Source organism: Sphingomonas sp. PP-F2F-G114-C0414, assembly GCF_003688595.1.
Classification (GTDB): Bacteria; Pseudomonadota; Alphaproteobacteria; order Sphingomonadales; family Sphingomonadaceae; genus Sphingomonas.
Genome location: NZ_RCWT01000005.1, coordinates 1 through 14,490, shown reverse-complemented (window position 1 = coordinate 14,490; position 14,490 = coordinate 1). Strand labels below are relative to the sequence as shown.

The 14,490-nt window shown below is 64.6% G+C and carries 11 protein-coding genes and 1 pseudogene; 3 read left to right on the top strand and 9 right to left on the bottom strand.

Going from position 1 to position 14,490, the window contains the following annotated elements; genetic code table 11:
- Positions 1-758: 758 nt before the first annotated feature.
- On the top strand, positions 759-1,985 hold the full coding sequence (locus C8J47_RS00695; protein WP_121884047.1) for an NAD(P)/FAD-dependent oxidoreductase: 1,227 nt from the start codon (positions 759-761) through the stop codon (positions 1,983-1,985).
- Positions 1,986-2,170: 185 nt separating this feature from the next.
- A pseudogene (locus C8J47_RS00690) lies at positions 2,171-2,581 on the top strand (electron transfer flavoprotein subunit beta/FixA family protein); the annotation flags it as partial.
- Positions 2,582-3,555: 974 nt separating this feature from the next.
- On the opposite strand, the gene C8J47_RS00685 reads toward C8J47_RS00690, so the two are convergent.
- The 7 genes from C8J47_RS00685 to C8J47_RS00655 form a co-directional block, all read right to left on the bottom strand.
- Entirely contained in the window at positions 3,556-4,110 is a 555-nt protein-coding gene (locus C8J47_RS00685) for a GNAT family N-acetyltransferase (protein ID WP_121884046.1), read from the bottom strand.
- Entirely contained in the window at positions 4,095-4,706 is a 612-nt protein-coding gene (locus tag C8J47_RS00680; RefSeq protein ID WP_121884045.1) for a 4'-phosphopantetheinyl transferase superfamily protein, read from the bottom strand. Before C8J47_RS00680 ends, C8J47_RS00685 begins: the two co-directional genes overlap by 16 nt.
- A complete protein-coding gene (locus tag C8J47_RS00675; RefSeq protein WP_220683324.1) occupies positions 4,703-8,686 on the bottom strand; it encodes a Pls/PosA family non-ribosomal peptide synthetase in 3,984 nt (1,327 codons plus the stop codon). Before C8J47_RS00675 ends, C8J47_RS00680 begins: the two co-directional genes overlap by 4 nt.
- Positions 8,687-8,809: 123 nt before the next feature.
- Positions 8,810-9,520 (bottom strand): EAL domain-containing protein, encoded by a 711-nt coding sequence (locus tag C8J47_RS00670; protein ID WP_220683326.1) that lies wholly within the window; start codon positions 9,518-9,520, stop codon positions 8,810-8,812.
- A 119-nt stretch (positions 9,521-9,639) separates the two neighbouring features.
- On the bottom strand, positions 9,640-10,845 hold the full coding sequence (locus C8J47_RS00665) for an AMP-binding protein (protein ID WP_147454252.1): 1,206 nt from the start codon (positions 10,843-10,845) through the stop codon (positions 9,640-9,642).
- Positions 10,842-12,131: a sensor domain-containing diguanylate cyclase gene (locus tag C8J47_RS00660; RefSeq protein ID WP_121884042.1), complete on the bottom strand. Its 1,290-nt coding sequence runs from the start codon at positions 12,129-12,131 to the stop codon at positions 10,842-10,844. The genes C8J47_RS00665 and C8J47_RS00660 overlap by 4 nt, the downstream gene beginning before the upstream one ends.
- Before the next feature lie 10 nt (positions 12,132-12,141).
- A complete protein-coding gene (locus tag C8J47_RS00655) occupies positions 12,142-12,456 on the bottom strand; it encodes a phosphonate transporter (RefSeq protein WP_121884041.1) in 315 nt (104 codons plus the stop codon).
- Between the two features lie 265 nt (positions 12,457-12,721).
- Here C8J47_RS00655 and C8J47_RS00650 point away from each other — a divergent pair, with 265 nt between their 5' ends.
- Positions 12,722-13,066: a hypothetical protein gene (locus C8J47_RS00650; RefSeq protein ID WP_121884040.1), complete on the top strand. Its 345-nt coding sequence runs from the start codon at positions 12,722-12,724 to the stop codon at positions 13,064-13,066.
- Positions 13,067-13,750: 684 nt separating this feature from the next.
- Here C8J47_RS00650 and C8J47_RS00645 read toward each other — a convergent pair.
- Both C8J47_RS00645 and C8J47_RS00640 read right to left on the bottom strand, forming a co-directional pair.
- The gene (locus tag C8J47_RS00645) at positions 13,751-14,002 is read right to left on the bottom strand and encodes a hypothetical protein (RefSeq protein WP_121884039.1); all 252 of its coding nucleotides are present in this window, start codon (positions 14,000-14,002) and stop codon (positions 13,751-13,753) included.
- A gap of 315 nt (positions 14,003-14,317) precedes the next feature.
- On the bottom strand, positions 14,318-14,488 hold the full coding sequence (locus tag C8J47_RS00640; protein ID WP_259467278.1) for an immunity 70 family protein: 171 nt from the start codon (positions 14,486-14,488) through the stop codon (positions 14,318-14,320).
- Between the last annotated feature and the right edge of the window lie 2 nt (positions 14,489-14,490).

Genomic DNA, 14,490 nt, shown 5'->3' with positions numbered 1-14,490 from the left:
CCTTCAAGACTTTCTCCAGCGAGCATGCGGTCCATCAATGTCTCGTTGTAGCGGCCGTTCTCAATGGCATCGACGATGTCTGCCTTAGCCTCATTAATCTTGGCCAGATTGGTTTCGGTGCGGGTCTTCATTTGCAGGTCGTGATCGGGCCGTTGGCGCACTGGCCCGTACGGTGATCGTTGCAGCGCTGACGTCCCCTACCGTTGCGAGGAACGGCGCACCCGCACCTCCGTACTTCACCCGCCCTGCAGGCAGATGCCTGGGCGGTTTGGCACCGCCGGTTAGCGGATTGTCCGTCAGCTTGAACTTCATGTCGCGCCTGGCGCGGAATCGGACGTGTTGAAGCTTCACGCTGCGCTACCGAGCATCGTCAACAGGCAGTCCTTTCCATTCTTTTCATCGTTTCAATTCTGGGTCCAAGTGAGCCGCATGGGCTAACTGTCGATGAGCATTGGGTCATGAATGGAAAATTGGTGTTTGAGCCAGAGAACGACACTAGTCATGAGACGGCGCGTCATTAGAACAGGTACAGCTTAGTATGCGCCAACTGCATCCGGTAGCCGCGGGGGTCGCGCAGATGGGCGAGTAAGCAAAGGGAGGCGTTAAATCCCCAAGCTGCTCCTTGCTTTCGAGTTTAGCCGCGAAGGCCACTGGTGTGCCCAGCCGAGTCAGGAATGCGGCCGGGGGGTGATAATATGGACGGACAGGGCGGCGAAGGTCTGTCTAATTTCATCCGCCTGCTGGGATAGGACAGAATAATGCTGAAATACGATGTGCTGATAGTCGGAGCTGGGCACGGTGGCGCACAGGCTGCGATCGCTCTCCGCCAAGCGAAGTTCAGCGGTAGCATCGCAATCGTCGGCGTCGAACCGGACTTGCCTTATGAGCGACCGCCGTTGTCGAAGGACTATCTTTCCAGGGATAAATCCTTCGAACGCCTTTTGATTCGTCCGCCAGAATTCTGGGACCAGCGCGAGGTAACGATGCTGCTCGGTCGCGAAGTCGTGTCCGTCAATCCCGCCGAGCATCTGGTCGAGACGGATCGCGGGGAGAAACTTGGCTATGGCATCCTGATCTGGGCGGCTGGGGGCGATGCACGGCGGATTGGCTGCGGGGGTCATGATCTGGCTGGCGTTCATACCCTGCGAACTCGCGCCGATGCGGATCGGATGATTGCCGAGTTGCCGAACGTATCTCGGGCAGTCATTATCGGAGGCGGCTATATCGGGTTGGAGGCGGCAGCGGCACTGACCAAGCTCGGTAAGCGTGTCGTGGTGATCGAAGCGCTGGATCGCGTCTTGGCGCGGGTCGCGGGCGAACCGCTATCGCGCTTCTTTGAAAACGAACATCGCGCGCACGATGTCGATCTTCGATTAAACACTGCGGTCGACCGCCTCGAGGGAGTCGGAACCGTATCCGGCGTGCGGTTGGCAAACGGAGAGGTCGTGTCTGCTCAGATAGTGATCGTCGGCATCGGCATCGTGCCTTCGGTTGGTCCGCTGATTGAGGCTGGCGCTGAAGGAGGAAACGGCGTCGCGGTCGACGCGCAATGCCGCACGAGCCTGGCGGACGTCTTCGCAATTGGCGATTGCGCACTGCACGCGAACCGCTTTGCCGACAATTTACCGATACGGCTCGAATCGATTCAGAACGCTCACGATCAGGCGATGGTGGTGGCAAACACGATCGTCGGCAACGGCATTCCCTATGATGCGGTGCCGTGGTTCTGGTCCAATCAATACGACCTTAAACTTCAGACTATCGGTCTCTCCATGGGATGTGACGACTTGGTCGTGCGTGGCGACATGACGACGCGCAGCTTCTCGATCATTTATCTCCGCAAAGGTCGCGTCATTGCCCTCGATTGCGTCAACGCAGTGCGCGATTACGTGCAGGGCAAGCGCTTGGTCGCGGAAGGGTTGGTAATCGATCGCTGCCTGTTGGCCGACACCGCCATTCCACTGAAGGATTTAATCGCTTCGTAAGGACGCTGCGATGGAAGGCGTCGCGATATGAGCGTCGGCGTGGGTCGAGTGGGCAAAGAGTTTTGAACTGTTTCCTAAGGCTGTAGTAGCCGTTAAATACTCTCAAAAAGACCGGCTTTTAGAAAAGAGTGCGGCATCTCACCAACGCCGTAAGTCGATAGGACAACATAGCTTCTGAAAGCGCCATATTAAAGGCACTGGTGCCGGTAAGGCGCGTGCTGGCTACAACGTGAAGCCCCGTGTGAAGGCGGACGGAGCGGGCGTTGATCTGGCAAACGTCAAGAGGAGCATGAGCCCGTTCAACGATATCGAGATCTAGTAAGCGATCCGCCTGCGAGACCCAAGTCGTGAGAGGGCCGTCACCGAGATCGGCGTCGTCTCGATCGGCGAGCATAAATCGCAGGAAACGCTCCGCACCGTGCCGCGATGGGTGCTGATCGCCCGATTCTCGTCGTCTGCAAACCAAGGTCAAGCCACTCCGCGTCGCCAAAATCCTCGCCAAGATCGTCGAGAAGGAAAAGCCCGACCTTTTCATCTTCGGCAAGCAGTCGATCGACGAGAACGACCAGACCGGGCAGATGCTCGCCTGCCTCCTTAAGCGCTCGTGGCCGAGCTTAATGGCGGAAGCGCCTACACTGTATCCGCGCGCTGGCAGGCGCCAGTTCCGACCATGCACGACCGACAATCGCCACTACCTGCGCGATCGCGCCGAGCGAGATATGGCTCGCCTGCATCACGCATATCGCAACCGGCAAAGACTGGCTGCGTCTGGCTAGCATGCTCGACCTTGCAGCCCGCAAGATCGTCGGCTGGGCAATGTGCGATCATATGCGGACCGAGCTGCCGCTCTAGGCGCTGATGATGGCAGTACAACGGCAGCGGCTAGCAGCCTGTTTCATCTGCTACCTAAATCACGGTTTCCAGTATGGCTGGCGTCCATGTCGATTACCTAGCAGTGGTTGAGCGCCGCCATCGATTAGTCGTGCCGATAATTACTACGATACTGGCCCCGATAAAAATCTTGTTTTACCTGGCGGACGAATTGGTTCGTAATCGCCTATGGACGACGCACGACAAGCGTTATTCGTATATATTTGGGCTAATACGGCACCCCATGCACTCAGTTTTTGCTTGTGTCATGCCCGAGCAAATCGAACGAAGCATCGCGGCTAACTTAAATGGGTCTACCGATCCGGAGTAAGATCAGGACGACTGTAAACCTTCATATTTTTTATAAAGACAGGTCGGTCCATGCCTCCACCACGGTCAGGAAGGTTTTAGCGGAGCCTGGCCAATGAGCAGGTGAGCCACTTCTCCGAAGTTCTTTGGACCTTCGTGATACTTTCCTGGCTATCGCTTTCCAGTCGGCAGCGTTGTTCGTCAGGTGAACGCCTGTGACCGCTCGACGTACGGTCGAGCACAACGGTGCAGCTTTTTGGCATTACCTTGCGTTGGTGCAGGGAGAGATGCCGACTTGAGCGGTCCAGTCCATCGTCGCCATCTCGTCCCGCGGGGCGATGATAGTTCACCGTCTTACGAAGTCAGCACTGCGGTGTGTATGGGGGGGGGGCTAGGGTGGGGACAGCGGTGCTCTGGTATTGGCTAGGCGTCGATTTGCGTTCTGGGCGAAGTTGTCGCGGTTTTGTTGGAGGGTGTTGGGCGACACGGCTGCGAGGTCGAAGCGGAGTTCGTGCATGTCCATGCCCGAGCGGTAGCCGCCGGGCCAGACGCTGGTCAGTTCGAAGCCGCAATGCTGGAAGAACGGCGAGACCTGCGGCGAGGTGTCGACGGTGACGTAGCGCGTGGTCGGCTCAGCGCTAGTGGCGACGTGGAGCAGGCGTTCGAACAGCAGCAGCTTGCCAAGGCCGGCGCCGTGATAGGCGCGCGCGGCCATGCCCCAGAAGAGCAGCGCCTTGTTGTAATGCTCCCAGATCTCGTAGCCGCCGAATGCGCCGGGGACGCCGTCGACGTCGACCACGAATGCCGGGCCGTCGGGCTCGCCGAGCGTTTCCTCCAGCCATTCGCGGTCGCCGGCGCCGAAATACTCGGGGAGGTTCGAGTCGAAGATCGCGAGGACGGCGGCGCGGTCCTTGTCCTCGTAGCGGCGGGTCAGGATTCTGGCCATGGCTGGCTCCACTGCGCGATGGTTTCGATCGCGTCGGTGGTGGAACGGCTCCAGCAGCGCGAAGTGCCTTCGAACGTCGCGGTCGCGTGGATTGGATCGGTGACGATGGTTTCGATCGCCTCGGGGCGGATGCGACGCGGTTCGCCGATGAGCTTCGCGTGCGCTTCCTTGATTGTCCAGCGACGGAGCCATGCTTGGGGCCGGGCGAGGGCGGGCAGGCGGCGAAGCGCGTCGGCTTCGGTCGGGGTTAGCATGTCCCAGAGCGGAGCGTGGTCGTCGATGACCTCGCGGTCGACCGCGATCGGTGCGCGCGCAACGCCGATCAGGGCGCGTGCACCGCGACTGGAGAGGCTGAGATGCCAGCCGCCGGGGGCGGAAACGATCGGCGCGCCGGCCGGGCTGCGTGTGAGGCGGACATCGACGGAGTCGTCGGCCAGTTTGCGGATCAGCGCGGAGGCCAGGCCCCGCCGGATCGCGCGCGCATCGCCTTGCCGGCCGGCGGCGTACGGTCCGGTCTCGGCGACGCTCCACGCCACTGGCGACTGGCCGTCCCAGACGAGTGCGTCGAGCGGACCGTCGTGCCAGATCGGCGTCACGTCGAGACGGCGATCCGCGCCGGGCTCCCGTCCCAGCTCGTGCCGTCGGGGAGCGTCTCGCCCTTCATCACCACCGACAGGTCGCCGAGCTGCGCGTCGGCACCGATCTCCGCGTCGTACAGCACGATCGCGAGCGAGCCGATCGTCGCGCGGTCGCCGACGCGGATCGCGCCGACCTTCATCACGCGGTCCTCGAACAGGTGCGTCTGCAGGCCGGCGAAGTCGTTGAGCGCGACGTCGTCGCCGATATCGACGAGGTCGTGCTCGGTCAGGTCGGTGGTGTCGATGTAGCAGCGCTTGCCGATCCGCGCGCCCATCAGGCGGAGGTACAGCCCGATCCACGGCGTGCCGCGGAGTGGTTCGAGCAAATTGGCGACCGCGAGATTTTCGTAGGTCGCGGTCACCAGTTCGGTGCGCCAGACGAACGTGCTCCAGAGCGGCGCGGTGGTGACCTTGTAGCGGCCGACGACGAGCCATTTGAGCGCGAGAACGAAAATCCCGCAGGCGAGGCAGAAGCCGACGTACAGGAAGGGGAAGGTCGTCGCGATCAGCAACCCGCCATTGTCGAGGTCGTCGAGGTCGCCGACCACCGACAGAAGCAGGCTGAAGAACACCAGGAACGCGGTCAGCGACAGCGTGGTGCGGACCGCCTCGATCGACAGACGCGTGGCGATTAGCGCGCGCGACGGATTGAACCGCGCGCCCTCGTCGAACATCGTGTTAACCTGTCGCACCGGCAGCTTGATCGCGGGCGAGCCGAACCATGTGCTGCCCGGCTCGGTGGCGAGTGCTGGGTCGCTTGGTGGCTTCGAGAGCACGCCGACAAGTACCTCGTCGCCGATCTGCGTCCCGCTCGGCAGCAGCGCGGAATTGCCGATGAAGCTGCGGCGGCCGATCTTCGTGTGCGCGAGTTCGATCGTGCCGTGGCCGATCCGCGCCGCGCCGAAGATCACCGAGTCTGCGATGAAGCTCTCCTCGCCGATCTCGACGAGGTCCGGCACGATCGCGCTGGCGGTCGAGATTTCCGCGCGACGGCCGACCTTCACGCCGAGCGCACGGTACCAGGGCACCACATAGAGCGTGGCGAAGATCGGGTGGAGCAGGCGGAGCGCGAGGTCGTTGATCTGCTGGACGAACCAGTAGCGGACGTAGAACCCGCTGTTCAGCGCATACACCGCGGGTGCGACGCGGCCGAGGATCAGGCGCTTGGCCGCCACCGTCAGCACGCACATCATCACGACATAGGTGACCGCGAGCAACGGCGCGACCGCGACATAGGCATAGCCGCTGGTCGCCCAGTCGAGCTCGATCAGCGCGATCAGCCCGGGGGCGATCGGCAGGATCGCGACCAGTGGCAGGATCAGTGCGCAGAGGAACAGGCCGATCGCCGGGCCGGCGTTGCGCGGGGCTGCGGTGGCCGGGCGGCGAGGCGCATCGCCGTCATGCGCGGCGGGTGAGCCGGCCCAGCGCTGGCCGGCCGGGATCGTCGTATCCGCGGGCAGCGCGGACAGATCGTCGAGCATCGCGTCGTCGCCGAGCGCGGCGTTGCGGCCGACCACCGCCATCGATCCGACGAACGCGCCCTTGCCGAGCTTTACCGTGCCGAGGCGAAGCAATCCGCGCTCGACCGAGCTGGTCGACAGCACCGACTGGTCGCTGATGATCGCATCGTCGTCGGCGTGGAGCAGGTCGGCGGTGTCGATGATCCCGGTGCCGATATGGACGCGCTCGCCGATCTTCGCGCCCATCATCCGGTAATAGCCGCGGATCATCGGCGTGCCCGCGAGATACGGTGTCGCGGTGACACCTATGATCCGGCGGACCAGCCACCAGCGGAAATAATAGCTGCCCCAGAGAGGGTAATCGCCCGCCTTGAAGCGCCCGACGATCAGCCATTTGAGCGCGATCGACAGGAACATCGACGCGATCGGGACGACCGTGAAGAACAGCCCGCTGAGGATCAGCGCGTCGACCCGCGGCATGTTGCCGGCGAGATGCGTGTAGGCGAGATAGGGCGAGAACCATTGGAGGCCCGCCAGCGTGTAGATCGGCAGCAGCGCGAGCGTCTGCGCGGCGACGCACAGCCGGCGCTTCCACGGCGCGATATGGTGGAAGCTGGTCTCGTCGAGGATCGCGACGGGCGTGGTGCCACCGATCCGTAGCGCGAGCGCGCGGATGGTTGGCGCGGCGTAGACGTCCTCGAGCGACAACCCTTCGAGCCCGCGCACTTTTCGCGCTGCCGAAACCAATCGTGCGGCCTTCAGCGAATGGCCACCGAGATCCTCGAACAGGTCGTCGAGCACCGATACCGGCTGCGGCGCGAAGGCCTCGGCCCAGACGCGGTGCAGGCTTTCCTCCATCGGCGTGGCGGGCGCGACCATCTCGCGGTCCGACGTCACGGTGATCTCGGGCTTGACCAGCGCCTTGCGGTCGACCTTCCCCGAGGCCGGGAGCGTCGGCAGGTGCGACAGTAATTGGTAACCCGCCGGGCGCATGTAATTGGGAAGCCGCTCGGCGACACGGGCCTTGAGGCCGACCATGTCGATCTCCTCCGCCGGACGCGCGATCAGGAACGCCGCAAGGAATTCTGAGCCGTCGTCGTCGGTGAAGAGCTGGACGACGGTCTGCGCGACGCCGGGCCATTCGCCGATCACCGCCTCGATCTCGGCGAGCTCGACGCGGAAGCCGCGGATCTTCACCTGCGTGTCGATCCGGCCGACGAAATCAATGTCGCCCGCCGCGTCGAGCTTCACCAGGTCGCCCGACCGGTAGATCCGTTCTGGAGCACCGGAAGGCCCGTCGAACGGCGTCATGATGAACTTTTCGGCGGTCAGGTCGGGGCGGTTGACGTAGCCGACGCCGACGCCGGGGCCGCCGATCACGAGTTCGCCTTCCTGGCCGTCCGGCACCGGCTGCATATGCTCGTCGACGACCCAGGCGGTGTAGCCGGGAAGGGGCTTGCCGATCGTGATGCGCTGGCCGGGGAACACCTCGGTCCAGGTCGCGGTGACCGACGTTTCGGTGGGGCCGTAGGTATTAAGCAACCGCAATCCGGGACGCGCGAGCCGGCGTGGCAGGTCCGCCGGACACGCTTCGCCGCCCATGTTGAGCAGACGCAGCGTCGGCACCGGATGCTCGACGAGCGCGATCAGCGAGGGGACGACGTGCCAGATCGTCGTGTTCGCCTCGGCAAGCGCGATTGCCACGTCGGGCCCGCTCGTCGCCAGCGCCTCGGTCGCGACCAACACGACCGCACCCACGAAGAACGCGCTCCACATCGTCTCGACCGACATGTCGAACGCGAGGCTGAACCCGCCGAACACGACGTCGGCTGGGGTCAGATCGAGGATCGCGCTTTCCGAGCGGACCAGGTGGCAGGCGTTGCCGTGCGAGATCATCACGCCCTTGGGCCGGCCGGTCGTGCCTGAGGTGTAGATGATGTAGGCGAGGTCCTGCGGGGTGGCCTGCGTCACGTTGCGGCCGATCGGTTCGGACGGCTCAGCCGCGAGATCGCCCAGCGCGGCGTCGAGCGCCAGGGTTTTCCCCTTGAGGTTGGCGACGCGGCTGGCGACGGTGATCGTCAGCGCGGCTTCGCTGTCCTCGACGATGAAGTCGATGCGGTCCTGCGGATAGCCCCAGTCGACCGGCACATAGGCAGCGCCGGCGCGCAGCACGCCGAGGATCGCCATATACTGGTCGAGCCCGCGCGGCAGGCACAGCACGACACGGTCGCCGCGGCCGATCCCCATCGCGCGCAGGCGGTGCGCGAGAGCTAAGCTGCGCGTGGCGAGGTCGGTATAGCTCCACTCGGTCTTGCGATCGTATTCCTCGTCCGCGCCGATCAGCCGCAGCGCGGTCGCGTCGGGATGCGCTGCGCGCGTGGTGTCGAAGATCTCGTGAAGCAGTTCGTCGCGCGCGTAGGGTTCGGCCGCCCGCAGCGCCGGCGCGGGGGCGATCGACGCGGTCCTCGCCCTTGGCATTAGCGTGATATCCGAGGCGCTTGGCGAGGTGTCTGGATGCATCGAAGAGCCTTAGCCTATGTCCCGCGCGGTTTGCTATATGTCAGACACGCCGCGGGGCGTGTCTGGTATCCACGAGTCCGCTTATGCCGTCGCGGCCGGGACTGCGGCGAGCGCGGGGGACGGGAGCGCCTCCACCGTGGGCCGCGCGAGCAGATAGCCCTGGCAGAGGCGGACGCCGATCTCCCGCAGCGTCTGCAATTCCGCCGCGGTCTCGATCCCCTCGGCGATACAGCGGATGCCGAGGTCCTCGGCCATGCGGACGACGCTCGCGACGATCGTCCGGCGCGAGGCCGAGCGGTCGATTCCGCGGATCAGCGCCATGTCGATCTTCAGCATGTCGGGGCGCAGGTCGGCGAGCAGCCCGAGCCCCGCATAGCCGGCGCCGAAATCGTCGATCGCGGTGGTGAAGCCGCGCGCCTGATACGCTTCGATGATGTGGCGGACATGCGCGACGTCGACCATCTGCTCGTTCTCGGTGAATTCGAACATCAGCCGGCCGGGGTCGAACCCGACGCGGCGGGCCGCCGACAGCGAAGCGCGGATGCAGGCGTTCGGCTCGTAGACGGCGTTGGGCATGAAGTTGATCGACAGCTTCGCGTCGCCATCGGCGGCAAAGAGCGAGCCCGCGAGTTCGATCGCCTTGACCCGGCATGCCTGGTCGAACTTGTAGATCATGTCGGGCTCGATGCCGGACAGTACTTCGCCCGCCGACTGGCCTTCCGTCCCGCGGACGAGCGCCTCATAGGCGAAGATCGACCCGGTCCGGATATCGACGATCGGCTGGAACGCCATCGTGATCGCGGTCCTGAGCGGCGCGCCCGTCCGGCATCCCTGGCAGGTGGCGAGTGCGACGACGGGGGCGACGGCGGGGGCGGCGGTCGCGGCATCGGCCGGCGTGATCGGTGAATGCATCATGCCCAGTCTTCCAATTTTCCCATCGCGTTGCGCGGCAGGGCGGGGCCGAAGCGCAAGCTCTTCGGGCGTTCGGGATCGGTCAGGCGAGGCGTGACCAACTGATCGATGCGGGCTGCGAGCAGCGCGGTATCCTGGTGATCGGTCGGCACGATGAACGCCTTCAGTCGCCCGTTGACGTGCAGCCGCACCGCGGCGTCGGCGACTCCGTCGACCGACCGCAGCTCCCGTGCGATGCGCTCCGGCCAGACATTGTGGCCGGCGACCTGGACCGCGCCGTCACGCCGGCCGATCGGCCGCAGCGTGCGTTCGCCGATCCGCTCGATATGGTCGGGCAGGTCGAAACTGCGGCCGGTGCGGTCGACGAGCCGCCAATCGCCATCGCCGTCGGGGAGCAACTGCCAGCGCGGCAGCAGATCGTACGCGGGCGCGGTCGCCGTGGTGGGGGTGTCGCGCAGCGCGATGCCGCCCGTCTCCGAGGCGCCATAGATATCGGCCAGTCGCGACAGTCCCGCCGCCAGCAGTCCTGCTGCGACGTCGTCATCGAGCGATCCGCCAGAGCTGACGCCGACGATATCCTCGGGAAACCGACGGATCAGGCGCCGCAACGCCTGCCACTGGTCGGGCACCGCGACGACGAGGTCCCCCGCGGCGAGGCCCAGCGGCGTGCCGATCGTGCGTACGACGACGGGTACGCCCAGCGCGTCGGGAAGCAAGCCGGTCCAGACGATCCCGTACAGATGATGCGCCGGCACCAGCGCGACCACCCGGCGGCGGCCTGCGAACCGGCCTGCGAAAAACGCGGCTTCGTCGAGCAGGTCGGCGACAGCATGGACGCAGGGGCGCGGGTGGCCGGTCGACCCCGACGTGACGACCGTCATCCGGCCATCGCCCGCCGCGTGCGCGTGCAGGACCCAGTCGACCCAGGCGCCGACAGTGCGCGGCGGATCGTCGCTGAGCACGCTGTCGTCGAGGTCGAACGCCTCCGCCAGCGCACCGAGCGCGCCGAGCTGCTCCATCGAGTCCAGCCCGAGCCCCGCGTCGTTGATCGGCGTCGAATCGAGCCAGTCCTCGGGCGCGGTCGGCCGGGAGTCGCTATCGCGCAGGCGGCGCAGCTCGGCGGCGACGACCGCACAGACGATGCGGTGCGCCGCAGCGCGCTGCAAGCCGCGCTGCAAGCCACCCTGCAATCGGGGCGTCGTCACGCGGCGCAGGCCTGGCGATGGCAGACCTGATTCCGTCCGGCATGCTTGGCGGCGTAGAGACGCTTGTCGGCGAGCGCGATGAGCGCGTCGATCGACCCGTCGGCCTCGTCCAGCGTCGCACACCCCAGGCTGGCGGTCACGGTTAAAGGCCCGCTCGGCGTTTCGACCTCGAGCGCGGCGATCGTCGTACGCATCTGTTCGGCGAGCAGCACCGCCTGGTCCTTGGCGTAGCGCGGGAGGAGGACGCCGAACTCCTCGCCGCCCAGTCGCGCGAAAATCCCGCGCGGCGGCAGCAGCAGCTTGCAGGCGTCGGCGACGCGGCACAGCAGCGTGTCGCCGACCGGATGGCCATAGGTATCGTTGACCGTCTTGAAGTGATCGAGATCCATCACGACCAGCGACAGCGACTGCCGCAATTCGCGCCAGTGGGTCAGCTCGCGCTCCATCACCTGGCCGAAATAGCGGCGGTTCGATGCGCCGGTCAGATGGTCGCAGGTCAGCAGCCGGCGCATGTCCTCGGCGGCCTCGCCACCGCGCGGCACGTCGCGCAGGACGACCGAGAAACCGGACGGGCGCAGATCGTCGGGGCCGGACCTTGCGACGACGAGGCGCTGGCACCAATAGCGCTCGCCGTCGGCGCGCTGCTGCCAGCCCTCCTGCAGATGCCACCCCTCGCGCGTGGCGATCACCAGCTGCTCGTCGAGCCGCAGGTCGCCGCCAGGCGCATCGGTATTCAGGATGTCGGTGAGATCGCGGCCGATCACGTCGGCGGCCGGATGTCCGGTCTGGCGCGTGAAGCAGGCATCGGCGGACTCGATCCGGCCGTCCGGCGTGATCGTCAGCGCGGCATAGTCGTTGACGCCGTCGAGCATCGTCGCGAACCAGGTGTTCGCCTGGCGCAGGCGCTCCTCCTGGACGACCTGCTGGCTGATATCCGCCAACGTCGCCATCAGCCGGTTCGGGCCCAGCTTGACCAGCGTACAGGCGAGCACCTTGGCCGGCGCGGCGTGCCGACGCGCGCCGAGGTCGACGAAGATGCGATGACCATCGCAGATCCGCCCCGTCGCCGGCGCAAAGGCGGCGGCGAGGCTGCGTAACTCCGGCGCGTGCTGTTCGAACGCCGCGAACAGGTTGCCGGGATCGCGCGGCCCCGCGAGCGGCAGCAGGTGCTGCATCGCATGCGGGTTCATCATGCCGATCTCGCCGGTGGCGTCGCATTCGATCAGCCCGACCGGGCAGGCATACAGGAACTCGAGAAGCTGTTCCTCGCTGGACGTGTCGCTCATGATCGCGGTCTTACCGTGCGATGAGGATGTAGCGGCGCGGCGTGCCGGCACTGGCGAGCAGCCGCAGACGCACGCGCGTCGGGCGCATCCGCAAGGTCAGGACATAGGGGACGATATCGTCGATCTCGGGCTCGTCCTCGAACCGCTGGGCGACCATGAAGTTGTTCATGCACTGGCCGACCGCGTCGAAGAACGGCACGCCGAGGACCGCGGCAGGATCAAGCCCGGCCATCCGCGCTTCGGTCGCGTTGTAGACCTGGACGATCGTGTCCGCGCCGAAGCCGACCACCCCGAACGGCAGGGCATCGCGCGCGTCCGCGCTCATCGCTTCGAGGTCGCGCAGGGCAACCGTTTCAAAACCCGACTCATTTGGCGACACGGCTGTAACTCCCTTACAACCGGCTTATGCCTCCGAGAGCGTTAAGCATCGGCTAAAATGGCGCACGATCCGGCGGGCTCGATCGGGCAAGATCGAGCGTGATCCGGCGGGTCTGCCCCGCCGCTATGCCGGCACTATGCGAAGGGCGGAAAACGATCTCGAAATGCTACGGCGCGCGCGATAGCTGGAGGGCCACGGAGGGACGTGTGGCATGGCAGCGTGGCATCGAGACTGGCGGATCGACCTTGGTCTTCGCGGTGCGGGGGTGATCCTGTGCGCGGTGGCGTATCTGGCGATCGCGCAACTGGCGGCGCTGTGCCTGCCGTTACGCGGTGGCGAAATCCTCGCGCATGGATCGGCGGTGTATGGACCGGCGACGTTTGCGCTGGCGACGATCGGGTTCCTCGGCGCCAGCGCGGGCAGCGTCCTTGTCCTGTGCGGCACGCATATCTTCGACGAGATCGTCATCAGCGCGCGGTGGCGGGCCAGCCGCATGCCGCACGATCGGGCCGGCGAGTCATGCAACTCGGATCAGGTTTATGAGGATCTGGTCTGAAGGCTGCCTCGAACGCGCGACCATCCGATCTCGGCTTATGAGCCGCGCGTACGGGCAGATGGGCCAAGTCCTACTCGGTAAGGCGCGCGCCGACGGCGGCGAACAGGGTGCTAGAAACCCAGGATCAGTGAGGCCCTCTCGGTTTTTAACGACGTAGGCAGCGATAGCCGATCTCGCGCTGCCGCCGCCTTTCCCGCAGCGGGTCGAGAATTAGGACGGCCGATCAACGGCGCCGAAAGGTCGGAGTGGGAGAGGAAAGCGGACAGGCGGCTTTCGGATTTGCATGCTGGAAATTCGCCATCGAACGTGCCCGCCAAATGCATCAGATTTTTGCATCGGCGGATACCCAGCTTTACTGCCGTTCTTTGGCCGATGCGAAATCCGTCAGTTTTGCATCAAAACCGCGAATGGTGGGCTAGGTGACGTTGACGAGTTTGCGCTTCTCGATAGGTTCGGGCGATGTTTGAAAGCAGCGCCTCTTTCTCTCTTGGTAGCATGTGCGCCTGTGTCTCAGGAGAGCGTTCGTACCGTCGCAGCGATAGAGGTGGTGTTGCGTACGCCTGCAGATCGCACCGGGCTTCTTTCAGTAATACGCCAACAAGCCGCGACTGACCCGGCTCTCCATGTCGATGACGTCAGCGACCGCGGGGAAGAATGTCCGGGATGAGAGGGTCGCGGACATCATCACCGGTCGTTGCCAACGCCCTTCAGGGAACGCCAAATACTTCGCAAACTAATGAAGTCGCTGAAGAACGACCTCACTACAATTGGCATGCCGACCAGCAGGTAGACGGGCAAAAACCATTGCCATGTCCTGTCTGTTGCTCCCGTAGAGAGCATCGCAAGGCACACGACGGTTAAAGACAATGCGGGCCACAGCGTCCATCGCGCCCAGCGCTCGATCTTCCCTACGTTTGCCTTATCACTGGTGTTCATTCGGCATCCTCCGAGAATCACCGAATGACTGCAAGGGGGCGTAAGCAGCGGGGGTATCGATGACCCGAAATCGGGGTAGCACTCGCGCCGAAAGTCGCGGAAAAGCGTGGTTCCCGCGGCGGGGTTATCCGCCGTCCGTGAATGTCGGGAATGGGCAGGAAAGCGGACTGGCCGCTTTCGCTGAGGCAGGCCGCGATAGCAGACATTGGGCAGCTGTCGCCTTTCCCAAAAAGGATCGATTCCGAGAACGATTGCGAGATCTCGACCATTCCCGATCGGGATTGCTTGTTAGGTAAGAGTGCCAGCATCGCACGATCAGTATTGAACAATCTCAGCCACACGGCGCTCATCACGCGACGCTTCCAACCCTTCTTGAAGAAGATCGATTAGATACCGGCCAGTCGATGACACAAAGTAGTTGGAAAGGTTCGTTATATCCGCCGATATATTCCCGCCCCAGGGCGGTGTCTTGGTGCGATCTTCTATGT